Source organism: Sphingobacterium sp. UBA3519 (assembly GCF_002377215.1).
In the GTDB taxonomy this organism is placed as follows: Bacteria; Bacteroidota; Bacteroidia; order Sphingobacteriales; family Sphingobacteriaceae; genus Sphingobacterium; species Sphingobacterium multivorum.
This window is the reverse complement of sequence record NZ_DFPI01000009.1, coordinates 1-25,303: the sequence shown is the minus strand read 5'-3', so window position 1 is coordinate 25,303 and position 25,303 is coordinate 1. Positions and strand designations below refer to the sequence as shown.

The following is a 25,303-nucleotide window of genomic DNA, read 5'->3' as shown; positions in this document are numbered from 1 at the left end:
ATATCTTAATCGTTTAATTAGGTACTTATATTAGCTATATGAACTTTGACTACAACAGCACTAGACCAAAATTGATCCTTGCAGAATATGGTCGCAATGTGCAAAATATGGTAGATTACATCTGTACTTTACCCACAAAGGAAGAAAGAAATAAACATGCGCAGATTGTAATCGATATGATGGGGGTATTGAACCCACATTTGAGAGACGTGTCTGATTTTAAACATAAACTGTGGGATCACCTACAGATTATCTCTGATTTTAAATTGGATATCGACTCGCCTTATCCAATTGCCACAGCGAAAAGTGTGAAACACGAAGTTGAGCATTTAGGCTATCCGCAGCATTCCATTAGATTCAAGCACTATGGTTTTACCGTAGAGAAAATGATTGAAAAGGCGTTATTGGCCAATGACGAAGCCAAAAGAGAGCAGATGGTCATCGGTATCGCTAATTTTATGAAAATGGCTTACCTGACCTGGAATAAGGATTCTGTTTCAGACGAGTTGATCATCCAGGATCTCAAAGAGTTGTCAGGTTATCAATTGACCTTACCAGAAGGTACCGTATTGACCAAACTTGACTTTAAAACTCCGCCTCCGGGAAATCGCGTTAAAGGTCCGGCTAACAGTAACTCAGGCGGAAATAATAACAATAACAATAATAATAATTCCGGTCACCAGTCGAAAGGTGGAGGCAAGCCTCGTATGACAAGTAACAACAACAATAATACGAAGCGCAATAACTACGGAAGCAATAACAACAGCTATAGTCGAGACAACAATAACAACAGCTACGGTAGGGACAACAATAACAACAATAACAGAAACAGAAAGCCGCAGGGTAATTATAATAATAAACGAGGCTAGTTCTTAAAGATTTTGTTTAAAGAAGCAGGCAATTGCGAAGTGATTAACAGATTTCTTTACAATTGCCTTCTTTTTTTAAGAATCGCGCTGTTTTATAAAAAAACAAGGTTCTTTGGTCTCCGATCCCGGTATGTTGGGCGGAAGGCTAAATATCCCGAGACAAATACAAGAACAGGGGTATGACACTAAGAAGATATCACTTATATATAAATGAACGCATTTGAAATAATCGGTGGAAAACCGTTAAAGGGAGAGATTATTCCTCAAGGAGCAAAAAATGAGGCCTTACAGATCCTTTCTGCAGTTTTACTGACAGAAGAACCTATGACCATCAGTAATATCCCAGATATTAAGGATGTCAATAAGTTGATCGATCTATTGGCTGCTTTAGGTGTTAAAATTGATCGCATAGATAAGGACACATACGTTTTTGAAGCTAAAGATATAAATATAGACTATTTCCAGTCACCCGAATTTAAAGAAAAAGGCGGTGGGTTGCGTGGCTCTATCATGATTGTCGGTCCTTTGTTGGCTCGATTCGGAAAAGCCGCTATTCCGAAACCGGGGGGTGATAAAATCGGACGTAGACGATTAGATACCCACTTTTTGGGTTTTGAAAAATTGGGTGCTAAGTTTGTGTACGATGCGACTACCCATTTTTTTAACGTTGATGCAACGGAGTTAAAAGGAAGTTATATCCTTTTGGACGAAGCTTCTGTAACGGGTACGGCAAATATCGTGATGGCTGCTGTATTGGCAAAAGGGACAACAACGATATACAACGCTGCTTGTGAGCCTTATTTACAACAACTATGTAAGATGTTGAATCGCATGGGGGCTAAAATATCCGGTATTGGATCTAATTTGTTGACCATCGAAGGCGTAGAGCGTCTGGGGGGAACTTCACACCGCATGTTGCCTGATATGATTGAAATAGGTTCTTTCATCGGCCTTGCAGCAATGACAGGTTCAGAAATCACCATTAAAGATGTCTGTTTTGAAGAACTGGGTGTTATTCCATCTGTATTTTCGCGCTTAGGCATCAAGTTTGAATTACGCGGTGATGATATTTTTATTCCAGCGCAAGAATCGTATGAAATCGATACATTTATCGATGGATCTATCCTGACGATTTCAGATGCACCTTGGCCAGGTTTTACGCCCGATTTATTAAGTATCGTACTTGTTGTGGCGACTCAGGCAAAAGGAAACGTATTGATCCACCAAAAAATGTTCGAGAGCCGTTTGTTCTTCGTGGACAAATTGATCGATATGGGGGCTCAGATTATCTTGTGCGATCCGCACCGCGCAACCGTTATTGGACTGAATAAATCACATCATCTGAGAGGTATTGAGATGACTTCGCCAGATATTCGTGCCGGGGTTTCTTTATTGATTGCAGCCCTATCTGCTAAAGGAAAATCTGTGATCCACAATATCGAACAGATTGAACGTGGCTATCAAGATATCGAAGAACGCTTGCGTAAATTAGGAGCAGATATTAAACGTATCGATGCCGAACCAAAAGGTCATTAATTAAAGCGAATAGCCTATGTGCTAGTGTAAGATAAAAGAAGCTCCGGATATAAATTCTGGGGCTTTTTTTGTGATATCTGCGTCAAATAAGGTAAATTTGTCTATACTACATTTAAACAGCTATAGATATGAAAAAATATCTAAAAAAGTACGCCTTAGTTTTCCCATTATTAGGCATAGTGCTTCTTTTTCACAATTGTCAATCCTCTACACCTAAAGAGGTTAAGCTACATGAAGAATCAAATACAACAACGGATATCCGCTCTTCTAAACGGATCAATGCTGCGGTAATCGTACAAAAAGTTACTTTTCCTAATATGCCTTTTGCTGAACTGATCAAGTTGATGAATCTGACCAATGATAGTTCACCTGCTGCATTGTGGAAAGCGATATCCGCACTACCTCAGGCGGAACAGATAAAGAAAGATAGCTTTGATATTGAAAATCCCCTGCAGCGCATGGAGCTGATGCTTGTTCCTTTACGCAAGATGGAAATTAAATTTGATCAACAGCAAGCAAAATCGAATGCTGAAGGCCTGACTTACCGCCTGGAAAATTATGTGAATTATAACAAAGGCTTAGGCGAGGTTTTTCTAGCAAATAGCGAAAATGAGGCTATCCATGTAGGGCTGAACTATCCTGAAGGGAGACTTAATGGATTGGCGAAAGTGCAGATACGCATAAATCCCAAAGAGTATATGATCGATAAGACCGGAAAAACAAAAGTAATTGCCGGAATTACCTGTCAGCAGGCTATTTACAATAAAATTGATGCAAGCGATAAGACGCTCCCTAAATTTGTTGTCTGGAAAAGTCCACGTATTCCGAAAGGAATCAATGTGTTGCATCCTTATGTGTTTGATGAAAATGAAGGGATTCTTGAAATTGATGCCTATCTCAATGAAGATGAAAATTCCCTATTGCGCTTTACAACCACAGCTGTCGTCGAAAAGCAATTTGAACCCAAAGAATTTGAGGTTACAAATGCACATGCTAAACTTGACGGGGTCAAAGATCAAAACAGCATCGAAAAAAATGTACTTGATGTCGTGTTTCATTAGAAAACACCATAAAAAAGGAGTTGATCACATGATCAACTCCTTTTTTATTTGGGCTATATGTAAAAGTTTACATTAAAGGAGCAGGTGCTTCTTCTTCAAATAAAGGGAATTCCTTGATAATGTTGTACCATGTGATTACCTTTTTAATATCCGAAGAATAAACACGTGATTCATCATGGCCAGGAGCTACTTCACGGAAGAAATCTCTTAATGTTGCGCCATCAGATTTTGTATCTGGCAGAGCGATGCCTTTCTCTTTGATTGTTTCAAAAATATTCAATAGACGAATTTCTTCTTCTTCACCATAGATTGTGATATCTTCCAAAGTCGCCATTTTTGTAGAAGATAAACTTACTACAGTTTTAATTTTTGCTTGATCAAGGGTTTCTAGAATAAAACCACCTTTATTTTGTCCAACCAATTTGAACAATCCTGGTTTACCAGTTACGGATACTAATGCTCTTAAATTCATTTTAATATTATTTAAATCTCCAAGAATTAATCTTCGATAACTTCAATTGATAAAATACGGTCACCTTGTCTGATATCGTCAACGATGTCTACGTTTTCGATTACTTTTCCAAAACAAGTATGGTTACGATCTAAGTGCGCAGTGTTGTTACGGCTATGACAGATGAAAAATTGCGAACCACCTGTATTACGACCTGCATGAGCCATAGACAATACACCTCTATCGTGGTATTGGTTTTCGCCTGTTAGTTCACAGTCAATTTTATAACCAGGTCCACCTGTTCCAGGGATTCCAGCAGCACCTTCACGTGAATTTGGACATCCACCTTGGATAACGAAATCAGGGATCACACGGTGAAATGCCAATCCATCATAATATCCTGATTTAGCAAGTTTGATAAAATTGGCTACTGTATTTGGAGCATCAGCTGTGTAGAACTCCACAGTCATGTCGCCTTTTTCTGTTTTAATAATCGCTTTACTCATATTCAAAAATTTTTATGAAATACAAAGATAACGTTTCAGAGTGAAATGTGAAGTAAATCGCGATTGCCAATTTTTTTTAATTGATAGATTGTGTATTTCTCAGGATATTAATTAGCTATTTTTTGTATATTTATGTACGCTAGCCAATTATAATTAACTTTAGATGTCAAATCCGTACAAACTAGTCATTCGGGAGTGGGCAGAGGCCGACCGCCCGAGAGAGAAGCTATTGAGCCAGGGGCGTAGGGCGCTTACAGATGCCGAATTATTGGCTATCCTGATCGGCTCTGGTTCCAAAAATGAAAGTGCTGTCGAATTATGTCGACGCATATTGGCTGATGTCAAAAATAACCTGCACACCCTTTCGATGATGGAGGTCTCGGAACTGAGCCTATATAAAGGGATAGGTGAAGCAAAAGCCATCGCCATTATTGCGGCATTGGAGCTCGCCCGCCGCAAAAACGACCTGCCTGCAGAAGAACGAAAGCTGGTAAATAGCAGCCGCTTCGTTTACAACTTGATGAAACCCATCCTGCAGGATCTGCCTCATGAAGAGTTTTGGACTCTGTATTTGAATACGGGGTATAAAATATTGGACAAACAGCTCATCGGCCGTGGTGGTAATGATTTTACGCCGGTCGATGTCCGGATAATTTTACGCTCCGCACTCAGCCTTAAAGCACATGCCATTATTTTAGTTCATAACCACCCATCGGGCACCTTGTATCCCAGCAATGCTGACAAAATTCTGACGCAAAAAATTGTTGAAGCCTCTAAAATTATGGATATTAGAGTTGCCGATCATTTAATCTTTACCGATAACGGCTATTATAGTTTTAAAGACGAAGGTATAATCGACTAGTTACAGTAATTCTTAGTATGAACAAAAACAGTATTGATAGATTCACAGACCGGGTTGTCGATTACGAGAAATTTAGACCTTGTTATCCAAAAGAGATTATTCAAGTACTTAAAGAACAGATAGGGCTGGATAAAAAATGGTTGGTTGCCGATATTGGTAGTGGCACTGGGCTATCTACGCAACTTTTTCTCGAAAATGGAAATGACGTTTTTGCTGTTGAACCCAATCGGAAAATGCGTGAATCTTTATTGCATCATTTTAAAACCTATCGGAATTTAATCGCGCTGAATGCCACCGGCGAAAGTACATCCATTGAGTCTGGCTGTGTCGATCTTATTTTTGCGGGTCAATCGTTTCATTGGTTTGATCGGGATGCATGTAAAAGGGAGTTCGCCCGCATCCTCACCGAAAATGGACATATTGTGTTGGTTTGGAACCAGCGTGATCCGGACGACGCTTTTCAACAGGAATACGAAGATTTTCTGCTCAGCCATATACCAAGCTATCAATCTGTCAGTCACAAAAATATCAGTGACGATGATCTCAAACAATTTTTTTCACCACGTCCAATGATCAAAATAACCTTGCCAAACCAACAGATATTGGATCTTCGGTCGTTCTTGGGAAGAGTACGTTCATCATCCTATTTTCCAAAAGAGCAGGCTGAAAACAAAACGCTCTATGACGATCTCCGTACACTTTTCGATAAGTACGCAATCGCTGAGCGTATCGTATTCAAGTATATTACTGAAATTTATAACAGTTAACTAAGAAATAGGAATTTGCAAAGCTTCTTTCGTTGCATTTTTTCTCTTCCAGTCGAAAACTCTTCGTATAGGCGAAGAATGAAAAGGGAAGATTAAGATGAATAACGTTAGGATTACCCCGATAATAAATAGCCCGGAGTAGGCGTCGCGTATGGATAGTAGCGAGGCTTGGACTTGGACCGATTTCATTATATTTCCTCTTTGTAGCACCAAGCTATTTGTTCGATCGATTATACCAGCAAGATTATTGGCATTAAGGATCTGTAGGTGGTAATACCAATTGGCAATGATGTTTGACCAGACTACAGGCACCAAAAATGAACGTGTAAGAATCAAAAATACTAAGCCAGAGAGGTAATATTTACTGGGAATATTGCCGGCCATATATACGCCTATTCCAATGTAGGAAGTGATCACGCCCATTCCTCTTAATGTCAAAGGGAGATAGAACAAAGCCGAGTTTGTATGTTGGTCAATAATCCTTGCAAAGAAAAAGCAAGATAGGGCATAACACGCTGCGGAGAATGCCAAAATGAACTTGCATTTCTTTGTTATTTTGAAATAAATATAAGCGATTACTGCGCCGATCATATAACCAGGAATTACATAGGTATTTATTTCGGCGACTTCCAAGGGGTTTGTACCAAGCGTAATTCCCAAAAGGGAGGAGTACAGCGAGGTCGAGCTATAAAAAATGCCGAAAATAAAAATTGTTCCAATGGAGATAGGCAGAATCCGTGTTGAAAAGGCTTCAAAATTTAAGAGTGATTTTCGGATTAGTACACTTCTATTTATAAAAAGTATAAAAAAACAGAGCGATGCGATTCCGGTGACCAAAATAAACCTGGAATGAAACCAATTTTGTGTCAGACCATATGTGCTGAAATAGGCAAAATTCAATAATGAAATACAAAGTAAAATACTTCCAAACCAGTCATATTGATACAGCGGTACCTTTTTAAAATCTGACGATTTCATAAAGATTATGCAGATTAACAACGCTACTGCAAGTAGTATATTTTGAAATAAAAAGACAGTTTCCCAATAGAAACGTGTTGCAAATAGAACAGATACATAACTTGCCAAGGCAGGAATGATCATTGTCATGGGGTAGTAGACTGCATATAATTGATACCGTTCTCCACGTGGCATGAGAAAAGGGATCATTTCCCCAATGATAGCCATCGTGACAATAATCTTGGCACTCCCGATAAAAAATGTGGCCATACAGATGTTAACACCATTATTAGCATGTTCCAAAACCGCATTGGAAGCGAGGATAATGAAGATAGATACAATTAATATCGTCTTTTTGGAAAATAATTTCAACAACCTAAATACCAGTGGTATGGCACATACCATTCCTGCATAATAACAATATGTAGCCATACTCAGATCTGCAGTGATACCGGCGTATCCATTCATGACATACGTGTTAATGGATGTTGGGATTCCATTATTGAACGAAAATAAAATATTGAGTACAAACAGAAAGAACAATTCCCAACCTGAACTCAACCAATCTCTGAATATACGATCTTTCATGATTATTTAATACGTATGATAGCATTCATACCTACGCGAAGCATGGCGAGATCTTTTGGGGTATTGGATGCTGTAAAATTAATTCTAACCGGAATGCGCTGTTGTACCTTAACAAAGTTCCCCGTAGAATTGTCAACCGGAACAGCAGAATACTTAGATCCTGTTGCTTCGGATATGGCGGCTACTTCACCTTCAAATGTCTTCCCGGCCAATGCATCAATTTCAATGTTGACTTTTGCCCCGAGGGCAATATTTTTTAGTTGACTTTCGGTATAATTTGCGGTAATCCATTTCTGCTCATCACGTACAATATTGACCAATGGCGTACCGTTTTGCACCAATTGACCCTCTTCAATCGTCCGCCGTCCCAATACACCGTCGTACGGTGCCGTGATAACCGTATACGAAAGGTTTAACTTGGCTAGATCAATCGCAGATTCGGCCTTTAGTAATGAGGCATCATTGACCGACAGCTTCTGTTCAGACTCATGTGTGTTAAGTTTCGATACACGCTCTTGCGCCAAAAGTGCCTTATATTTGGCTAACATGGCCTCATAATCTGCTTTTACCTGATCGAATTGATATTGCGCTACTGCTTCATCTTTCACCAGACTCTCGTAACGCCTATAATTCAATTCCATATTATCTAGCCGGGCTCTCATCTCATCGATATTGGCATTTGCTATCGCAGTACTATTGCTGGCAATGGCAATTCCAGATTGCGATATAGTTTTACTTGCTTTGGCATCGGCAAGAGTGGCTTGTGCATTTTGTAATAAAATTCTGTACTCCGCATCATCAATAATGACGAGTGTATCGCCTTTGTGAACTTTTTGATGCTCATCAAATCGAATTGCTTTGATATAACCGCTGATACGCGAATTTATAGGGGTAATATGGGCATCTACCTGGGCATCATCTGTATAAACAGATTCGTTGATGTGGAAAAAGACTAAGATACCCCAGATAATGGTAAACACAATGACGACTGCAGATAGGATGTTGATGATCCATATCTTCCGCCTTCGTTTTATTTCTTTCTCACTTAATGTTGAATTGCTCATGACTCAATTATTTATCTTCTTTTTTTCTGAAAATCAAGGCTCCCGATACTATTGCTTATCAATAATTGCGGTCAATTTTTCGAGAGTTTCTGTAATTTCCAATACTTTTTTTTCTGATATCTCCTGCAGGATCACACGGTAGAGGTCTTGTTGGACAGGGTCTAATAATGTCCTATATTCGTTTCCCTTTACCGTTAATTCGATTAAATTATTTCGCCTGTCATTGGGATCGCTGACGCGTCTAACCAGATCCCGTTTACAAAGATTATCGATCAGCGGAGTGACACTTGCTTTGTTCTTCTGTATTGCTGTGGCTATATCTTGCTGATTCATTTGCTCCTTTTTCCACAGTGCTGCCAATACTTGTAACATTTCATAGGTGATATCCAATTGCTGTTCCTTTATTTTCTGGATATAGTATTGTTTTAAGCTCGTTCGCAAAGCAATGATACTATCCACTAAGGGTTTTACTGGATTCATGGATTCGTTTTTCATAGTACAAAGTTAAATATAAAATAGTTAAATATCAAACTAAATTACTTTAGTTAAAAATGTGTTAAAGATGAATGCTTTAGAGAGAGATGGCATTTTATTTGGGAGCACCTAAACGAAAGGAAAAAAAGATATGTTAAGAGTTGAATTAATCTTCTTTAGACGTTGCCTACTGCCACTGCTGATTTTAGGAGGCGGGATAAGTGTTGTAAGAGCGCAGCAAATGCATGCTTTTAATAATTTAGAGACTGATTATCATTTTGTATATCGCTGGGTAGATCCATTCTTCCCTTTAAGCCCTCAGATAGATGTGATGAGCTTAGACGTTGCGCCAATCGATAAAGGGCCGGAACAGCAGGAGAAAGTAAAAACGTCATCGGGAAAACAGCGTTTTACGGGCAGGGTGAGTGAGCGCGTATATGAAGGTTCGGAAGTAATCGTGAGCCCTGGAGAATCGGTTGGAAATATAACCTACAGCTCCACTAGTTCACCCACCCGGTATCGTGTTGCCATTGATCGAAGGAGCAATGAGCACTACCATGGAAAGCCCGTATTTATAGATGCAAAGGGGATAAAATATATAATTGATTCGAAATTTAGAAAACAAGTTGTCGAATAATTCCTTGGCTAAGTTAAAAATTTGTAAAAAATATTTTTTCAGGTAATTAAATCGAAATATGGCATTTGTATTGTGCTTTTATTTACAATTATTTAAATAACAATTGGGTTATGAAAGCAATAAATCGTTTCAAAAAAATCACAGCTGCATTAGCTTTGATCGCTGCAGTCGGATTGGGACAATCCTATGCACAAACGGCTCCTAAAAAAATGGAAAAATAAGCCAAAAAGTCTGAACAAAAAGTAAAGACTAAAGCCAACGAGGCCGAAACGAAAACGAAGGCAGCGCCGGTGAAAGCTACAGCGAAGAAGGAAGTTGCGGTCAAGGAAAAGTCAACGCAGACGAAAAAGATGGCTGATACAAAAACAGCGCCAGCAGCACCAATGGAAGCGAAGGAAAAAGCCGTGAAAAAAGAAAGTGCTAAAGCTGAAAAACAAGCCACTGCTGTTAAAAAGGATGCCGTAGCAACAACTGATAAAGCAACAAGTGAAAAATACAACGGCCATACAATATATCTCGGTCCAAAAGGTGGCAAATATTATATCAACGGAAATGGTAACAAAACGTACATTTCTGACAGAAAATAAAGAGCAGCTGAAAACGAATTATATCAAAAAAGGGGACATCGATCGATNNATTTCAATAGTTTAGCGTAGCAAATTCATCAAATAGCTTTTGTCGAGATAAAAGGCATCTAAACTTCCGCCCTCATCCAGAATACTGTTGCTAATTTCCTTTTTATTTTGCTGTAAGGTCTGAATTTTATCTTCGACCGTGTTAGGGCTGATTAATCGAACAGCGGTAACCGTCTTTTGTTGCCCCATGCGATAGATCCTGTCGATCGCCTGTTGTTCAACAGCAGGATTCCACCAGGGGTCTACCAGGTACACTACATCGGCTGCGGTAAGATTAAGTCCGGTACCACCGGCTTTTAGACTAACCAGAAAAACGGGGATATCCTTGTCGGATTGAAAGTCACTAACCAATTTACCTCGATTTTTGGACTGGCCCGTGAGCATCAACGCGCGAATCCCCTGTTTATCCAAAGCCTCTTTAATCAGGTTGAGCATACTGACAAACTGTGAAAACACGATCATTTTGTGCTGGTCTTTTTTATGCTGAATCTGCTCGATAAGCATTTCGATTTTGGCAGAGTCCGCAGCGGTAGTCAGATCTTCGTTTTGGAGAAGTTTGCTTGAATTACATATCTGACGCAATTTTGTTAGACCTTTTAGGACATGCATGGGGCTTTTCTTGATTTCATCGCCATCTTTGGCTGAGATAAAATCCCGAAACTCTTTTTCATAAAGATCATAAATTCGCCGTTGGGCGGTTTTCATCTCACAGTAAAGGATCAGTTCATTTTTTGCAGGAAGATCACGTAATACATCCTGTTTTGTTCTACGGAGAATGAAAGGCTTTATTTTCTCTTTCAGCATTTTTTTTCTCTTGCGGTCATGGAAAGCATCAATAGGAGTCGTATAGACATCTTTGAAATATTTTTTGCTTCCTAGTAGCCCCGGCACAATAAAGGAAAGCTGGGCATAAAGATCCATCGTATTATTCTCGATAGGAGTTCCTGTTAAAATAATGCGATTTCTTGATTTTAATAAATTTACCGTTTTGTATCGCTGGGAATCCGGGTTTTTGATTTGCTGCGATTCGTCCAATATGACATAATTGAAGGTTATTTTTTTCAGCATATTGATATCCGTCAGCAGGTTGTGATAAGAAATTAAAACAAGGTCATATTGTTCAAACTGCATCCCTTTTTCCATTCTATTTGGACCATCTAAAACCAACGTCTGGAAAGATGGAAGGAATTGCTGGATTTCATGCCGCCAATTAAAAATTAAGGTCGTGGGAAGTACAAGTAATGTTGGTGCAGATTGTCCCTTTGCTTTTTGAGTAGCCAGAAAGGCCAATATTTGGATCGTTTTGCCAAGTCCCATATCATCGGCAAGACAGCCACCAAAATTAAGCCCATCCAAGAAATGCAGCCATTGTAGTCCTTGTTGCTGATAAGGGCGTAAGTTTCCGACAAAAGTTGGAGGTAGCTGGACCTCGGATAGCGAAGAAAAATTAGCGAGCTGCTTTCTCAACGTGCTGAGCTCCGCCAACACGATAGGGTCTAGCTCCGCCTGATCAAATAGTTGATCGATTTCATTGAATTTGTATTTTGGAATTTCAATGAAATCATCAGCTATCGATTCTGCTGCATTAAAATAGGCTTCAAATTTATCGAGCCACTGTTGCGGTAAAATGCCCTGGGTGCCGTCATCCAAGGTAATGAATTGCGAGCGGTTCCGTACTGCCTTTTCAAGTTTTTTTAGGGAGACACTTTTGGGGCCAAATTTGACCTGTATATTGGCGTTGAACCAATTTTGTCCACTGAGGACCTCCACATGTATTTTCCCTTTAAACCGGCTTAATTTATTTCCACGTAACGTATTAAATCCGATGATCTGTATACCCTGATGTTGCCACTCCTCAAAAGCATCCAGAAACCAGTTACTGTCCAGAAAGTATTTGCGATGCAAATAAAAATGCTGAAAGCTTCCTTCATCCATTTGCTCCTGAAAATAGGGATGCTGCTTCAGTAACAGGGAAATAACTTTTGTTTCAGCTTCACGTTTCCGATCGACCAAAAATTGTGTACCCTTGCTGTCTGTACCAAATATATTCCGCTTACTTAAAATAGGAATTTCGACCTCACCATAACGCATGACAGGAATAAGGTTGACAAAATCTTCCGATTCTTCCAGAAACAAAAATGGCTGCATGTCCTGATAATACAGATTTTCCTTCAACTGTGGCTTGCTTGCTTTGGGAATATCTTTAAAATTTAACTCCACGGAATGTGCTATCTGTTCCAAAAACAACCTGTTGAATTCTTCGAACTTACGCTGATGGATCAACAATTGCTCACCTTTGTTGCCAAACAAACGGATCAACTTGAGGTGAAATCTATTTTCAATCAGAAAAAGCTGATTTTTGATGAGAATGAAATGGTCCAAAAGAACGACTAAATCCTGTAAATTGTAGGCTATCGTATGAATATGAATTTCTCCTTGAATGGTATAAAACGCACCTTTTTTTGTAATGAAGAGCTTAATTTCACCTTTGTTTAGGTTAAATTGAACCGGCGATAAGGTGGAGGCTGTTATATTGTCGGATTTTTCATAGTCATGCAGATAAAAATCGAGGTGTAACGGATTTTTTGCAACCGCCTTCAGACTGGAGCTGATTTCGATATCCTGTTGTACAGCTTGAGAAAATTGGTAAACAGCGGTGTAAAATTGCATTTCCTCAATCGAGCTGCTTTGCCAGATACGGGACTGGCTCTCACTGGCGGAAATCGGATTTTTAGGTAGGCCGGATTTCGTCATTGGAGCTTGACACAGGAGTATTTGTAGATTTTTGTAGTACCGGTTGCGCGTTAACACCACAAAATAATGCTGCTGTTCGGCCGTCGTCTTGACCTTTTTTGGGATAAGAGATTCCTCCACTAGATCAAAGTCATCAATGGAGGTTAGCTGTTTGTCTTTTAATAGAAACTCAAGCTTCCCTGCTTTGATCTGGGCTGAAAAATAGTTTTCTAAAGACGATTCCTTTTCCAGTCCATATTGTGCCGCAACCTTCTTGAGGAGATGCTGATAGCGGTTGTGATCAAAAAATGCCAGCCAATTCTCCTGTGTAAATAGTTTACCTAAAGCCGCCTTTTGATGACGGCAGAATCCTGTTTGTGGACAATTGCAAAAGACGGCTGTTGTGGGCAACGTATGGATGATCATCACTTCAAAATCGGTATAATTCTCCAGTACCCGAAAAGTTGCCTGATTGACCTCCATTTCCATCGCATTGACCTGAAAATGGGCCAGTGTCAGGTCCATCCAAGGAAAATAAGAATAACGGCTCACCTTGGTGAAATCGATATCGGTCAATGTATACTGATGGAATTCCATGATGCTTGGTTAAAAATTAAAACTCATTCCGCCATAATAATTACGTAAAGGGGCAGGATTAAAATACCGTCCTCCAAAAGCATTGATATCGTTTCCAAGACTATATTTTTCATTGAGCAGATTGTCGGCCCCAACAAAAAGCCTGATTTTATGCCGTGAACAGACAGATTTGCTCCAAGATAATTTGGCTTGCAAAAGATGATACCGTTTGGCATAAACAGTGTTTGCATCATCCAGTGGTATGGCTGCTGTTAAATTGGAAAGAAGATCCAGTTGGAATTCATTCGGGAAAAGTATATTCAACGAATTTACCCATACTGTTTTAGGAACTGCAGGGAGTTTATTGTTCTTATAGTTTTTGTCGCCTACCTGATAGGTTTTGAAACTGTAGTCATTGAAGGAAAAATTGCTGGTCAGCTGTAGGCTACGGACCATACCGGTTGTTTGAGGCCTAATCAAATACATGAATAGCGAGGCTTCCAATCCCTTTTGGTTTATTTTACCCGCATTTTGAAAATATTCAGCACCATTATCCCGTACCTGTCGGATAATGGCATTGTTCATTTGATACGTGTAGGCCGCTGCATCTAAAATAATCCGGCGATTCCACAAATGCCAACGAAGCCCAAATTCATGGTTTGTACCTGTTTCTGGTTTCAGCATCGTATTAATTGTATTGTCTGACGAGCGGACTTCAGCAACAGTTGGTGCAGAGAAACCTTTAGAAATCGATGCTCTAAGTGCAAGCATTGGAGTGATCAAATAGGATAGTGCTGCTCGTGGCATCCATGTACTCCCGAAATCAATATTTTCTTTGTTTTCTTGTGCGACAGGATAACGTTGCTGGTAGCCAATTTTATTCTCATTTAATCCGAGCGACAGCTCTACCTGGAGACGCTCTAGCCATTCCAGTTGGGTGCGTGCAAAAAATGATTGCTGACTGTTTTCCAATTTGTCCTTGGCCTGAGGATCGGTAGCGACACCTTGGGCGTTGTCATAATTGTCAATAGCATACCATCCCTTTTGCGCTTCCAAGCCCAGTTGTACTTCATATTTTAAATCTTGGCTCAACAGATCGACATAAGATAAATACAGGCGCGTTCCCAAATTCTTTTCATCTCTTTTCTCGTAATTGGTGATGAAGGGATTTTTGATCTGATTGGATGAACCAAATACACTGGCGAATAAGGTCATCTTAGAACTGAGATGCGTGTGGTTGCTCAGTCCACCAAAGAATGTTTTATCGTAGATTGCTGCTTTTTGTTCAGCAGCACCAGGATTTGGTCCGCCCTTTGGCCGGGCTTGCCTGCGGTCGCTTTCCATTTGTGCTGCGGTGAGCCCTCCCGGAGTTTGGTAACCGAGATCCGAATAGAGCCCCGTGAATTTTAATTCGGATGTTTTTGCATATTGCCAATTGTAATTGAGCTGGATATTCTTTTTGTTTAAGGCTGAATTTTGGCGATAACCGTCACTTCTCGTCCAACTCTGATTGATAGCAAGTTGCTGAGTTTGGCTGAGAGGTAATATTGCATTGAGCTGTTCCTGGAAAAGACCGTAGGAGCCCCCCGTTAATTGGAGATTGACTTCAGGTTTTGCAGATTGATCAAATCCTTTACTATATAAGGAGAGTATACCGCCTGAATTGGCCCCGTAGATCGATCCGTCCGGACCTTTCAAGATATTGATTTGCTCGATTGCATAGGGATCGAGCAAGTTAAGATAGGTGTTCCCGCCGGCGTCAGTAAGCGGAAAGTCGTCCAAATAGATTTTAACATTGCGAACACCAAAAGGTGAACGGATCATACTCCCGCGGAGTGCAAGCCGGTAACTTCCAGGAGAACGTTCTTCCATCCGTAAACCCGGTACCCTGTTCATTGCCGAAACAAAAGAGGGCGACTGTTGGGATTGGATCGCTTGGTTGCTTAACACAGCTGCAGAAGAAGTCAATCGCAAGAGCGGTTGTTTATTGAAGTAGGCTTTAACTTCGACTTGCTCTAGCCGATTAGTTGTAGTATCCACTTCTTGCGCATATAATTTGCTACATAAACCAAGGGTAGCAAGTAGGTAATATCTTTTCATTGTTCGGGTTAGTTCGGCTTAGTCTGCAAATTCCTGACTGAAATAAATTTCAAAAATCTGCTTTTTCTTATTGTATTTTAAGCATTGAAAATTCGCGTATACGGAGCTGGTCGGTACACAAAGACTGTTGGCCATGGCATCTTTTGCGATGTTTTTGTTCAGACAGCCCTGCTGCAAATCGAAGTTTTTGTTCGTAGAAATATCGGTCACCTCAAAGGAGTTGTCGTCAATCAGGTAATTTGAATTGTTTAGGCGAATATAATCCTCTTGGTAAATCAGTTCGGAAGCAACAAGATAATCGAGCGATCCAAAGCTGGATGAACAATCCAAATTTTGAAGGGTATTGACAACTTTTAATTCTTTATACAGTGTGTTGAATGTATTGTTCTTACGATCCAATAGGATGATTTCGATGCGATGATTATCTTTATTGTACACAATATACCCAAGGTCATCGGCACCATTTTCAAAGATATTCCCTTTGGTGATCGCTAAAACATCTAAGGTAGGATGCCTAAGAAAATAATCCTTCTGGTCCGCCGGTAGTGTTGTCGTTAACTTCTGATGAAGTTTATCGAAGAGGCCGGCATCATTCATTTCCATTAACTGCTGCGCTTGTTCTTTTACCCTGCCTTCAAAACGCGGGCTATCGTAGCTCGACGTATCCGATGGGAGCGACGCGGAGGCAGGAAGGGCTACTTGTTCTTTCTTTTGGTCTTCACTTTTCGTTGATGTTGGTGTTGGCGTCTTTGCCTGATGACAGGAAACGAGACCTAAACATAATGGAATGTATAGAAAAAAGGTTTTTAAATTCATGATGAAGTATCGTCAATGCTTATGCAGTCACTCTTCATGCAGCGAAAGAGCAATAACATCGGCTAATTTAGTTATTTTATGGCAAAGAAAGCTGCCGCAGCCTGGAATTAGAAAGCTTCATTCAGCCCCAAAAAGAAACCACGGGAACCATATTTTCCAAAGGCATAGTCCAGACATAGATTTGTGCGTGTTGCTTTGTTAAAGAGAACTCGCAACCCGGCACCACCCCCAGGTTGCCACCTTTCAAAAAGTTTGGTGCCCAGTTCGTCGCTGGCAGTCTGTAGGTTAAAAAAAGCAGCTCCGCTCAAAAAGCGATTCTTTAAAATTGGGAAGCGGTATTCTGTTTCGGCATAACCGAAAGAAATTCCTTTGAAATAACCGATGGTATAACCGCGGCCGCTTCTGACGGCTACGTCCCTTCCTGTTCCTGGAAGATCAAAATAGGGCAGAGTACCACCAAGTTTATAGGAACCCCAATACCAGAAGGCGAGTACATGAGCTGGGTCGGACTGGGATAGACTAAAGTATTTGCGAAAGTCGGTGGTAAGCTGTACTGCACTTTTGCTGCTACCCAGCAGCGTTGTGTTCCATCGCACACCGATATCTGAATATATACCCTTGTAAGGCCTGTTGGGATTGTCTCTGGTCATATATTGCATATTGAGCAATAGGCCGTTGGAATTGTAACTGTCGGGCTCGAAGCCATGTTTTTCGGTGTAGATGGTGTTGGGCGTAACGTTGCCATTCGGGCCGCTGCTGGTTATTTTCCGTCGTAAGTCAAACGCCAGTCCGGCCCCAACAAATAGCCCGTCGGCGATGCGTTTATAGACTTTTTCATTAAATGTAAATGCATTATATTTTGCGCCGTATTTCTTATGGTCGGGGTTGGCAAGAATCTCTTCATCGGCATTGTTCCATTTTCCATGGGGAGTCATGCCCAGCCCTGCGTCTAAAGCCACCATTTTGACAAGTGCAAAAGCACCCTGAAAATTTAGTTTATTGTTCGGAGTAAATACATTGTGGCTGATATAGAAGACCATAATATTTTTCGTGGTGATCGAGGCGGATGTCGCTGCGATCGACATGGTGGTTGTTTTGGGATCACCTAGTACTTTCCCGGCGACAGCCTTGATTCCAATCTGGCCACCAATGGTTGGGTTGTAGGCAATGTTGGGCATTAAGGTGATGGGAGAACGTTTACTTGCATGTTCCTTTTTTCGTTTGGGATGTATTATTCTTCCGATGAGATCCGATATATCGTATTGACTAGCCAAGGCAGAGTCACGCTGCTGTTTGTACTGTGCAACAGAGTCTGCTTTCACATCATTTTGAGCTGCAAGGAGTGTAGGGATTGAAATTAAAAGTATTCCTAAAAAAGCGTATCGGAAGAAATCGTTATAACGTAAAAGTTGATGCATACATTCGGGCTTATCTTAAAACTAAACGTAAAAAAAAATAAAATGTTTTCTCCGGCACTTGGAGCCTGTCTTTTTGATGGTTGAACAAATGCGAATAGGGTATTGTGTTGGAGAAGTTTATTTTTCTTGCGAAGCTGGAGAATTAAACTTGCAAATCACAGCAAATTTATCTTAGTTTGATTATTTAAACTAGGATATGATAGGACGCACTATATTGAATTACGGATTGACGTTGCTTTTATTGACAGGGGCTGCTCATGCACAAGAACTGTATACCCCAAGGAATATTCAGCAAGCGATCGCAAAGGGGACCCGTACTACAACGGGCATACCGGGAAAAAACTATTGGCAGAATTTTGGAAAGTATGATGTGCGGGTGCAATTGGATCCGGCTACAAAGATGGTGAGTGGAACAGAGACTATTCTGTACACAAACCATAGTCCTGATACATTGAAACGCTTGGCTATCCGATTTGTGAACAATGTGCACAGACCTAATGCGGTACGTGCGGCATACGCTTCGGACGATTACCTGACTTCGGGCCTAAAGATTAAATCGTTTAAATTGAATGGTCAAGTTTACGACGTAAACAGCAAGGACTGGGGAACGGTGAAGTTAGGTGATTTTGGGCAGAAAATCCTTCCGGGAAGCACTGCAACATTGGACATTAGCTGGGAATATCCGTTATCTGTCGAAAGCGACCGTGAAGGGCTATTGAATGCTTCGACCTTTTATTGTGCTTACTCTTATCCGCGTGTGTCTGTATACGACGATTACAATGGCTGGGATCTTCTGGAACATAATGGCCGACAAGAATTCTACAATGGTTTCAACGATTATCAATTTGAGATATCCGTTCCGAAGAACTTTGTTGTTTGGGCGACAGGCGAATTGACCAATGCGGCTGATGTACTGCAGAAACCTATTCTGGACCGTTTCGAAAAATCAAAAGTCAGCGATACCCCAATACATATCGCGACAGATGCCGAAATGAAATCGGGCAAAGTGACAGCACAAGAAGCCTGGAATACGTGGAAATTCAAAGCAAGCTACGTACCTGATTTTTGTTTCAGCGTGAGTGACAATTATATCTGGGACGGGGGGAGTGTAGATTTGGGAAGCAAGCGCGTGAGTGTGCAATCTTGTTATGTCGCCGGAACGCCAGATTTTGAACAATACATTGTCTGGCAACAATACTGCATTGACTGGTTTTCTAAAAATTGGCCTGGTGTCACCTATCCATACCCAACAATGACAGCCGTTCAGGGATTTGCAGATATGGAATATCCGATGATGATCAACGATTCGAGTGTTCCAGATAATCTTGTGGATGCACGGCAAACAGCAGACCATGAAATTGCACATACTTATTTTCCTTTTTACATGGGTATCAATGAGACGCGATACGGTTATATGGATGAAGGTTGGGCTACTGCATTGGAATTCTGGATCGGAAATGCGGAGATTGGTGCCGAAAAAAATAAAGAACTTTTCAAAGATGCCCGTGTAAAGCGTTATATCTTTGACCCCTCTACAGAAGAAGACCAACCCCTGATTACGATGACCTCTCAGTTAAGTGGTTTAGGTTATGGTAACAATGCTTACATCAAGGCCGCGTTGTCTTATATTGCATTGCGGGATTATCTGGGCGATCAACTGTTTAAAAAAGCACTACATCATTATATGGAGCTATGGCATGGAAAGCATCCGACGCCTTGGGACTTCTTTTACAGCATCAACGCCGGAGCTGGGCAAAATTTAAATTGGTATTGGAAAAATTGGTATTTTACCAATAATTACATCGACCTTAAAGTGAATGGTTTTAAACAGCTTGCCGGTAAAAATACACTTACGATCACTAATGTTGGGGGATTTGCAATTCCGTTTGATGTGTTGATTACCTATACGGATGGATCGGTGGAGACAAAACATCAAACTCCGTCAATTTGGCAACACAATGAAATACAGGTAATCCTGACGTGGACTTCGACTAAAAAAGTGAAAAATATTACCTTGGACGGAGGGATTTTTATGGATTACACAGCCAAGGACAACAGCTGGGACGTTATTAAATAACCCGATCGATCGTGTCAGCCTTTATGTTTGAAAAGGTTGACACGATTAATGACTGAATGCTGTTGTGAAGTTTACCTACAAATAGGTGTCCATTCCTGTAAGCCGTACCTTGGGCCTGTAAGACTACAGCTGATCAATGCTTCGAAATGTCAGATTAATTCGTGCACTGAACGCTTTTTTTGTCGGTGGAAGCCGATGCAACCAATACGTTTGTGTAAGACCTTTCATCACCAATAAACTTCCATGGCCCAAGATGAGGTCTATTTTTTCTTTGCTCGTTTTGTGTTTAAAGGCAAACTTTCGTTCAGCACCAAAGTTTAAAGAAGCAATTGCTCCATTTTTTTTAAGGTCTTTTTCACCGTCACTGTGCCAGGCCATTCCTTCGTCGCCATTGTGATAAAGATTCAACAGGCAGGAATTATACGTCTCCTGTGTTTGTTCTTCGGCAATCTTTTTCAGCTCAAGAAGCTCTTTTGTCCAGGGAAGCGCCCTTTTAGTGGTGTTGGAATAGCTATATTCGAAAGCCTGGTCGCCATACCAAGCCACTTTTCGTTTGGTGACGATTTCGTTTCCAAAAATAATAGCACGGTCATTTACCCATTCGATCGAGTCCATGAGTCTATCAAAATAGTGGTTTGCTTTCTGTGGAGGCAGTATTTTACCATAATAATTGACAGTCCCATCGTAAGGGAGTAGATTTCTATTGCCATCGAAGAGATTGTCGAAAAGTTCCATTTTATCGTATTGTGTGTGTTTATTAAATAGCCGTATGCAAAGTCTCCCATCCGATCATCGCTGTTTTCCGCAATGGATCCCATCGGTAACCACCAAATATACCGCTGTTTTGTATAACACGATGACAGGGGATAAGGTAAGCTATCGGATTGCTACCGACAGCTGTGCCGACAGCACGGGAAGCTTTGGGGTTTCCGATTTGAGAAGCGATAGCACCGTAGGTACTTAAGTTACCCATAGGGATTTTTAATAAAGCTTCCCAGACTTTCAATTGAAAATCAGTGCCTTTTAAATGTAATTTTACCTGGCGGATATCTTTGTCTTGGGGATTTAATGCGCTGAGTGCATTCTCGTGCATGCTATCTCCCTGTTGTCGATATGTTGCGTTCGGAAAGCGTTGTTGAAGGGTGTCAAAAGCTGTTAAGTTGTCATCGGCATAGGCAATATGACAAATACCTTTTGAAGTGGATGCAATTAGCATTGTGCCGAATAAGCTCTGATAATAGGCGTAGGAAATCAATAGATTGGAGCCTTCATTTTTATATTCAGCGGGAGTCATTCCCTCAATATTGATAAATAGCTCATGAAGTCTACTGCTGCTGGAAAGACCAAGTTGATAGGTGGTTTCGGCGATATTACTTTCCTTGAGCAATGATTTTGCATGATTTATACTTACGTACTGTAAGAATTTCTTGGGGCTTGTACCAGCCCATGCGGTAAACATGCGTTGAAAATGAGCTTCACTCATGTAAACATGAGAAGCGATCTGACCCAATGTAGGTTGCGTCTTAAAGTTTTCCTGTAAGAAATGTATGGCCTTGGCGATACGTTGAAAATCTACTTCTTGTTGAGTAGTCATGATTGTTCATTTAATTTATACAAAATTGCTAATAAGAAGAAGTCTTTAAAATCCGATTTATGCTAAATTACATGTTGGATGAAGGAGATTTGTCCGAATGACCCAAGGATTTATCTGGTGCAATTAGATCTCGGATGAGCTGTTTGAGTTCTTTTATTTCGGGGAATCGACCCGCTCTTTTTCGATCGAAAATCTCCTGATCCGCTACCCGTACGGTATAACGGCCTGCAATTTCGCTGGGAACCAGCATCACTCCATGGATCTCATCCGTGAACGAACTCAGTACCTCCTGCGCCATATAGGCGGCGCGCAGCATCCAATTGCATTTTGGACAATATTCAATTTCAATAACAGGTTTTGTTGCCATGAGTTAAGTTCAAGTACGTTGTTTTGTTTCAAACAAATTTATCAATCCTAGCGCTGCAATCCTAACGCTTTTTGTCATGGAAATTTCGAGATTATTTCCAACTCAGCGGAGTCCTGTATACAACAAGACCATTCCATTGGCCTTTTTCTCAGTTAATGGAATGGGCTGGCATTGTTGGATATTCCTGACAGGTATGCTGGAGGCTTAACCGATTTTCAAAGAAGTCATGGTCAGCGATCCAGCCACTGAATTGTCGTTGAAGAGAAACAACTCATCATTTTTCTCCTGTAAACCCAAGGTATAGATTAAAGGGAGGTAATGTTCAGGAGTTGGAATTGCCAAGTCGAACTCTTTGCCCTGTTTTCTGAAATCGATGAGCGCTTGATGGTTGCCGTTCTGAATAAATTTCTTCATTTTTTCATTGGCTATAGTAGCCCACTCATAGGCATAGCCTGCCGTATCGAGTTTGTCCCAGGCGACCATCCGTAAGTTGTGCACCATATTGCCGCTACCGATAATGAGTACCCCCTTTTTTCTTAGCGTGTTTAATTGCTGTGCAATTTCATAATGGTATGCTGCAGATTGTGTGTAATCGATGCTCATTTGAATAATAGGCACGTCTGCATCAGGGTATAGGTGTTTGACTACAGACCATGATCCATGGTCCAGCCCCCATTTGTCGTCGAGATGAACGTCTGTTTTGCTTACGATACGCTGTGTTTCTAAAGCGAGAGCCGGGCTGCCTGGAGCTGGGTATTGGACATCAAATAACGCCTGAGGAAAACCGCCAAAGTCATGAATGGTGGCGGGATGCTCCATCGCTGTGACAAATGTTCCACGTGTTTCCCAGTGTGCCGAGACAACAAGAATCGCCTTCGGTTTTTCGAAAGTTTGGCCAATTTTTTTGAATCCCCGGACAAATTCGTTGTCCTCTATGGCGTTCATGGGACTTCCATGTCCTAAAAATAAGACCGGAAATTTGTCCGTTGCCTCCAGTTCCTCGGAAAATTTATATAAAGAGTTTGCTTTATGAGCTACTCCAGCTAATGCTAATGTTGCCATAATTTTAATAAAATCCTTTCTACGCATTTGATATGATGTGACTGCGTCAATTTTTATTACAAAGGTAGGGGATGGGCTTGGCTAGGCGGTATCATTATCCTGTCAATCTGTTGTACTATTCGGAAATCTGTTATACGCTATTCGGAAATAAGTTTTTGGATTTCATTTCTAAATTCCGAAGGCGTCATGCCTGCTTTCTTTTTGAAGACATTGGTAAAGTAGGCTTTATCTTGGTAACCGAGTTCAAAACCAATTTCCGAGATCGTTTTAGTCGTTGTCAACAAGAGGTTTTTTGCTTCAATAAGTTTCCGTGTTTCGATAATCTCAGAAACGCTTTGTTGTAATATGCTCTGACAAATTAAATTTAGGTTTCGTGTCGACATAAAAAGCTTCTCCGCGTAAAAATTAACGCCTTCAGGACGGCGGTAGTTCTCTTCCAGTATAGATAGAAAGCTTGTGAACGTTGTACTCTGATTTTTCAATTGCTGTTGGCTGTCTGGAAATTGCCTTTTTCGTTCAGATTCAATCATGGTAAAGATGGTGCTCAATAGCTGCTTGATAACCGCATAGTCTACGCTATGTTGTAAGCATTCCTGCTGCATTAGCTCACACAAGACTATCAATCTCCCGAAGCAGTTGGGGCTGGCGAAGGTCAATGTCGCATTTTCATGAAAGTGGGTATAAAGTTGGAAAGTTGTTTCGGGGATAAATTCACTTTTAAATCGAATGACCCAAAATTCAATGCTATTGTTGTGCAAAAGAGGTTTCACACGGTGCGTTTTGCCCTGAGTGACAAAACTTATAAATGGAGCGGTGTAGGTTTTTGTTTTAAAATCGATAAAATGTTCGAGTTTTCCTGCCACACCAATAATCAGTTCCTCGAAATCATGTTGGTGTATTTCGTTTTTGGATTGTTGTATGCGCAGTGCCTCATCGGCGTCAACTTTGTAAATTTTGAAAAGTCCGTTCAAAATAAGGGAAATTTTAATTTGCTATTTACGAATATACGGTTTCGTTTGCATATTGGCTATTCGCAGTGTCCTACCGGCAGTTTACAGTTATTGACTTTTGAATCTATGTTATTTTCCAATACTGTGCCCAAATGAGGCTTTGATGGTTGGCGGTACATTTTTTATGTTGGCTAGTTTATAATATAGATCCTTATATGTTTATCCGTTTCTATGCTAGTTTTTCATTTGAGTTGGTATTCCGAAGCAAGGGCTGCTCCGCTTCATCGTTAAATTGAGGTATTCCCCAGTCTGATGTGAACCCTTGAATCGTTATTTTGTCTGTCTTTATAGCGTGTTTTTCCGAGTTATTTTCGTGTTGCAGCGTCGCTGCGGAATTTTTCGGCTGCGGTTCGGATTGGCGTTGGCCTTTTTTAGGGGCATCCAGGGAATATGGTCGCGTTCGGAGCGTCATTTGCCCGTGTTGGCAGCGGGGTGAGTGCGGGCTTAGACTCGGACTCAACACGGACTCAACACGGACAGAACACGGTTGCAGGGCAAATCTGCCCCGACCATGGTACGAAGCAGGGCTGGGAGGGTAGTCGGAGGTTCCTGCAGACCTTTGTCAGCAGCCGGAGCNNACAAAACCTAACTAAAACCTAAACTAAACCTAAGTAAACAGGTAGGAAAGTATAGCTGCAAAAGAAGGTATCCGGAGTGCTGAGTTCTGCGATCTTCCCGTTCCCGTCCATCTGCTGCGCCGGTGCGCACCATCTTCAATTGGGCATTGAGCCGAGCGGGCTACAAAGTGATCCCGGGCTTAGGAAGATCGAACAATACAATGTCCATCCATGTTTCCGCTGCGGAGCTGCACCAAGTTCCGGTTCCGTGGATGTCCGCGGTACGATCCAATTTCCAGGCCCCCCATGTTTCCCCTGCAGAGCCTGTATCAAGTCCCGGTTCCCACGAAGTCCACGCCAAAACCACTTTTCGGCCCCATTCTGTCCCGGAGCCGACGTTCCCAGCCTTCCGACCACCTGTTTTACAAAAAGAATCTCGCACCGTTACAGGTAGTTAAGGATAAAATGAAATAAATAAGAACAAAAGGCTTGGAAGTTTGTTTATAAACTCCCTATCTTTGCACCACTCCGCAAGGGAGGGACGGTTACTTCGAAAGAAGGAACCCTGAAAAAAAGAAGGGTTTAA

25 protein-coding genes are annotated in these 25,303 nt (G+C 41.0%); 9 read left to right on the top strand and 16 right to left on the bottom strand.

Features of this window, described 5'->3' with window-relative positions; all coding sequences use genetic code 11:
* The first annotated feature begins 38 nt into the window (after positions 1-38).
* From B3297_RS03805 to B3297_RS03795, 3 genes are all read left to right on the top strand, one after another.
* Positions 39-869 carry a DUF4290 domain-containing protein gene (locus B3297_RS03805; protein WP_070565986.1) on the top strand — a complete coding sequence of 277 codons (831 nt, stop codon included), beginning with the start codon at positions 39-41 and terminating at the stop codon, positions 867-869.
* Positions 870-1,079: 210 nt separating this feature from the next.
* A complete protein-coding gene (gene murA / locus B3297_RS03800) occupies positions 1,080-2,405 on the top strand; it encodes a UDP-N-acetylglucosamine 1-carboxyvinyltransferase (protein ID WP_070565984.1) in 1,326 nt (441 codons plus the stop codon).
* Positions 2,406-2,533: 128 nt separating this feature from the next.
* Complete coding sequence (locus tag B3297_RS03795) at positions 2,534-3,466, top strand: hypothetical protein (RefSeq protein ID WP_286778458.1); 933 nt, start codon at positions 2,534-2,536, stop codon at positions 3,464-3,466.
* Between the two features lie 67 nt (positions 3,467-3,533).
* Here the strand turns inward: B3297_RS03795 and B3297_RS03790 are convergent, their stop codons facing one another.
* Positions 3,534-3,938, bottom strand: a complete 405-nt coding sequence (locus tag B3297_RS03790) for a DUF5606 domain-containing protein (protein ID WP_075993972.1) — start codon at positions 3,936-3,938, stop codon at positions 3,534-3,536.
* A gap of 26 nt (positions 3,939-3,964) precedes the next feature.
* Positions 3,965-4,423, bottom strand: a complete 459-nt coding sequence (locus B3297_RS03785; RefSeq protein ID WP_046671802.1) for a peptidylprolyl isomerase — start codon at positions 4,421-4,423, stop codon at positions 3,965-3,967.
* A 163-nt stretch (positions 4,424-4,586) separates the two neighbouring features.
* On the opposite strand from B3297_RS03785, the gene radC reads away from it, so the two are divergent.
* Positions 4,587-5,285 (top strand): RadC family protein, encoded by a 699-nt coding sequence (gene radC, locus B3297_RS03780; RefSeq protein WP_070565979.1) that lies wholly within the window; start codon positions 4,587-4,589, stop codon positions 5,283-5,285.
* A gap of 17 nt (positions 5,286-5,302) precedes the next feature.
* The gene (locus tag B3297_RS03775) at positions 5,303-6,052 is read left to right on the top strand and encodes a class I SAM-dependent methyltransferase (protein WP_115046855.1); all 750 of its coding nucleotides are present in this window, start codon (positions 5,303-5,305) and stop codon (positions 6,050-6,052) included.
* On the opposite strand, the gene B3297_RS03770 is transcribed toward B3297_RS03775, so the two are convergent.
* The 3 genes from B3297_RS03770 to B3297_RS03760 are packed head-to-tail and all read right to left on the bottom strand — an operon-like array spanning position 6,053 to position 9,156.
* Positions 6,053-7,597, bottom strand: a complete 1,545-nt coding sequence (locus B3297_RS03770; RefSeq protein WP_286778457.1) for an MFS transporter — start codon at positions 7,595-7,597, stop codon at positions 6,053-6,055.
* Between the two features lie 2 nt (positions 7,598-7,599).
* Positions 7,600-8,661 (bottom strand): HlyD family secretion protein, encoded by a 1,062-nt coding sequence (locus B3297_RS03765; RefSeq protein WP_083295941.1) that lies wholly within the window; start codon positions 8,659-8,661, stop codon positions 7,600-7,602.
* 48 nt (positions 8,662-8,709) lie between these two features.
* Positions 8,710-9,156: a MarR family winged helix-turn-helix transcriptional regulator gene (locus tag B3297_RS03760; protein ID WP_083295940.1), complete on the bottom strand. Its 447-nt coding sequence runs from the start codon at positions 9,154-9,156 to the stop codon at positions 8,710-8,712.
* A gap of 130 nt (positions 9,157-9,286) precedes the next feature.
* Between B3297_RS03760 and B3297_RS03755 the strand changes: the two genes are divergently transcribed.
* Both B3297_RS03755 and B3297_RS03750 read left to right on the top strand, forming a co-directional pair.
* Entirely contained in the window at positions 9,287-9,772 is a 486-nt protein-coding gene (locus B3297_RS03755) for a hypothetical protein (protein WP_286778456.1), read from the top strand.
* Between the two features lie 290 nt (positions 9,773-10,062).
* Positions 10,063-10,359 (top strand): hypothetical protein, encoded by a 297-nt coding sequence (locus B3297_RS03750; protein WP_286778455.1) that lies wholly within the window; start codon positions 10,063-10,065, stop codon positions 10,357-10,359.
* A 60-nt stretch (positions 10,360-10,419) separates the two neighbouring features.
* Here B3297_RS03750 and B3297_RS03745 read toward each other — a convergent pair whose 3' ends face one another.
* The 4 genes from B3297_RS03745 to B3297_RS03730 all read right to left on the bottom strand — a co-directional run bounded on the left by B3297_RS03745 (position 10,420) and on the right by B3297_RS03730 (position 18,050).
* Positions 10,420-13,737 carry a DEAD/DEAH box helicase gene (locus B3297_RS03745; RefSeq protein ID WP_070565968.1) on the bottom strand — a complete coding sequence of 1,106 codons (3,318 nt, stop codon included), beginning with the start codon at positions 13,735-13,737 and terminating at the stop codon, positions 10,420-10,422.
* A 9-nt stretch (positions 13,738-13,746) separates the two neighbouring features.
* Positions 13,747-15,816: a TonB-dependent receptor gene (locus B3297_RS03740; protein WP_115046861.1), complete on the bottom strand. Its 2,070-nt coding sequence runs from the start codon at positions 15,814-15,816 to the stop codon at positions 13,747-13,749.
* Between the two features lie 18 nt (positions 15,817-15,834).
* Positions 15,835-16,632, bottom strand: a complete 798-nt coding sequence (locus tag B3297_RS03735; protein WP_115046863.1) for a hypothetical protein — start codon at positions 16,630-16,632, stop codon at positions 15,835-15,837.
* A 107-nt stretch (positions 16,633-16,739) separates the two neighbouring features.
* Positions 16,740-18,050, bottom strand: a complete 1,311-nt coding sequence (locus tag B3297_RS03730; RefSeq protein ID WP_070565961.1) for a BamA/TamA family outer membrane protein — start codon at positions 18,048-18,050, stop codon at positions 16,740-16,742.
* 196 nt (positions 18,051-18,246) lie between these two features.
* Here B3297_RS03730 and B3297_RS03725 point away from each other — a divergent pair, with 196 nt between their 5' ends.
* Positions 18,247-20,127, top strand: a complete 1,881-nt coding sequence (locus B3297_RS03725) for a M1 family metallopeptidase (protein ID WP_286778454.1) — start codon at positions 18,247-18,249, stop codon at positions 20,125-20,127.
* 123 nt (positions 20,128-20,250) lie between these two features.
* On the opposite strand, the gene B3297_RS03720 is transcribed toward B3297_RS03725, so the two are convergent.
* The 3 genes from B3297_RS03720 to B3297_RS03710 form a co-directional block, all read right to left on the bottom strand.
* Positions 20,251-20,862 carry an alpha-ketoglutarate-dependent dioxygenase AlkB family protein gene (locus B3297_RS03720; RefSeq protein ID WP_286778453.1) on the bottom strand — a complete coding sequence of 204 codons (612 nt, stop codon included), beginning with the start codon at positions 20,860-20,862 and terminating at the stop codon, positions 20,251-20,253.
* 22 nt (positions 20,863-20,884) lie between these two features.
* Positions 20,885-21,721 (bottom strand): bifunctional transcriptional activator/DNA repair enzyme AdaA, encoded by an 837-nt coding sequence (locus B3297_RS03715; RefSeq protein ID WP_286778452.1) that lies wholly within the window; start codon positions 21,719-21,721, stop codon positions 20,885-20,887.
* Positions 21,722-21,788: 67 nt separating this feature from the next.
* Positions 21,789-22,088: a SelT/SelW/SelH family protein gene (locus tag B3297_RS03710; protein WP_286778451.1), complete on the bottom strand. Its 300-nt coding sequence runs from the start codon at positions 22,086-22,088 to the stop codon at positions 21,789-21,791.
* Positions 22,089-22,164: 76 nt separating this feature from the next.
* Here B3297_RS03710 and B3297_RS03705 point away from each other — a divergent pair, with 76 nt between their 5' ends.
* Positions 22,165-22,296 (top strand): hypothetical protein, encoded by a 132-nt coding sequence (locus tag B3297_RS03705; RefSeq protein WP_262886174.1) that lies wholly within the window; start codon positions 22,165-22,167, stop codon positions 22,294-22,296.
* On the opposite strand, the gene ygiD is transcribed toward B3297_RS03705, so the two are convergent.
* The 4 genes from ygiD to B3297_RS03685 all read right to left on the bottom strand — a co-directional run bounded on the left by ygiD (position 22,293) and on the right by B3297_RS03685 (position 25,159).
* Complete coding sequence (gene ygiD / locus B3297_RS03700) at positions 22,293-23,150, bottom strand: 4,5-DOPA dioxygenase extradiol (protein ID WP_201638708.1); 858 nt, start codon at positions 23,148-23,150, stop codon at positions 22,293-22,295. The two genes, B3297_RS03705 and ygiD, sit on opposite strands and share 4 nt — an antisense overlap.
* Before the next feature lie 137 nt (positions 23,151-23,287).
* Positions 23,288-24,121 carry a helix-turn-helix transcriptional regulator gene (locus B3297_RS03695; RefSeq protein WP_070565951.1) on the bottom strand — a complete coding sequence of 278 codons (834 nt, stop codon included), beginning with the start codon at positions 24,119-24,121 and terminating at the stop codon, positions 23,288-23,290.
* A 208-nt stretch (positions 24,122-24,329) separates the two neighbouring features.
* Positions 24,330-24,572, bottom strand: a complete 243-nt coding sequence (locus B3297_RS03690; RefSeq protein WP_159333286.1) for a hypothetical protein — start codon at positions 24,570-24,572, stop codon at positions 24,330-24,332.
* Positions 24,573-24,898: 326 nt separating this feature from the next.
* A complete protein-coding gene (locus B3297_RS03685) occupies positions 24,899-25,159 on the bottom strand; it encodes a hypothetical protein (protein WP_286777187.1) in 261 nt (86 codons plus the stop codon).
* Between the last annotated feature and the right edge of the window lie 144 nt (positions 25,160-25,303).

Excerpts from the sequence above, each read along its gene's own strand:
- B3297_RS03710 (WP_286778451.1), bottom strand. The coding sequence starts at position 22,088 with ATGGCAACAAAACCTGTTATTGAAATTGAATATTGTCCAAAATGCAAT.
- B3297_RS03795 (WP_286778458.1), top strand. The coding sequence starts at position 2,534 with ATGAAAAAATATCTAAAAAAGTACGCCTTAGTTTTCCCATTATTAGGC.
- murA (WP_070565984.1), top strand. The coding sequence starts at position 1,080 with ATGAACGCATTTGAAATAATCGGTGGAAAACCGTTAAAGGGAGAGATT.
- B3297_RS03765 (WP_083295941.1), bottom strand. The coding sequence starts at position 8,661 with ATGAGCAATTCAACATTAAGTGAGAAAGAAATAAAACGAAGGCGGAAG.
- B3297_RS03805 (WP_070565986.1), top strand. The coding sequence starts at position 39 with ATGAACTTTGACTACAACAGCACTAGACCAAAATTGATCCTTGCAGAA.
- B3297_RS03770 (WP_286778457.1), bottom strand. The coding sequence starts at position 7,597 with ATGAAAGATCGTATATTCAGAGATTGGTTGAGTTCAGGTTGGGAATTG.
- radC (WP_070565979.1), top strand. The coding sequence starts at position 4,587 with ATGTCAAATCCGTACAAACTAGTCATTCGGGAGTGGGCAGAGGCCGAC.
- ygiD (WP_201638708.1), bottom strand. The coding sequence starts at position 23,150 with ATGGCAACATTAGCATTAGCTGGAGTAGCTCATAAAGCAAACTCTTTA.
- B3297_RS03760 (WP_083295940.1), bottom strand. The coding sequence starts at position 9,156 with ATGAAAAACGAATCCATGAATCCAGTAAAACCCTTAGTGGATAGTATC.
- B3297_RS03755 (WP_286778456.1), top strand. The coding sequence starts at position 9,287 with ATGTTAAGAGTTGAATTAATCTTCTTTAGACGTTGCCTACTGCCACTG.
- B3297_RS03745 (WP_070565968.1), bottom strand. The coding sequence starts at position 13,737 with ATGGAATTCCATCAGTATACATTGACCGATATCGATTTCACCAAGGTG.
- B3297_RS03705 (WP_262886174.1), top strand. The coding sequence starts at position 22,165 with ATGGAAATTTCGAGATTATTTCCAACTCAGCGGAGTCCTGTATACAAC.
- B3297_RS03735 (WP_115046863.1), bottom strand. The coding sequence starts at position 16,632 with ATGAATTTAAAAACCTTTTTTCTATACATTCCATTATGTTTAGGTCTC.
- B3297_RS03725 (WP_286778454.1), top strand. The coding sequence starts at position 18,247 with ATGATAGGACGCACTATATTGAATTACGGATTGACGTTGCTTTTATTG.
- B3297_RS03740 (WP_115046861.1), bottom strand. The coding sequence starts at position 15,816 with ATGAAAAGATATTACCTACTTGCTACCCTTGGTTTATGTAGCAAATTA.
- B3297_RS03775 (WP_115046855.1), top strand. The coding sequence starts at position 5,303 with ATGAACAAAAACAGTATTGATAGATTCACAGACCGGGTTGTCGATTAC.
- B3297_RS03730 (WP_070565961.1), bottom strand. The coding sequence starts at position 18,050 with ATGCATCAACTTTTACGTTATAACGATTTCTTCCGATACGCTTTTTTA.
- B3297_RS03785 (WP_046671802.1), bottom strand. The coding sequence starts at position 4,423 with ATGAGTAAAGCGATTATTAAAACAGAAAAAGGCGACATGACTGTGGAG.
- B3297_RS03715 (WP_286778452.1), bottom strand. The coding sequence starts at position 21,721 with ATGACTACTCAACAAGAAGTAGATTTTCAACGTATCGCCAAGGCCATA.
- B3297_RS03720 (WP_286778453.1), bottom strand. The coding sequence starts at position 20,862 with ATGGAACTTTTCGACAATCTCTTCGATGGCAATAGAAATCTACTCCCT.
- B3297_RS03690 (WP_159333286.1), bottom strand. The coding sequence starts at position 24,572 with ATGACGCTCCGAACGCGACCATATTCCCTGGATGCCCCTAAAAAAGGC.
- B3297_RS03790 (WP_075993972.1), bottom strand. The coding sequence starts at position 3,938 with ATGAATTTAAGAGCATTAGTATCCGTAACTGGTAAACCAGGATTGTTC.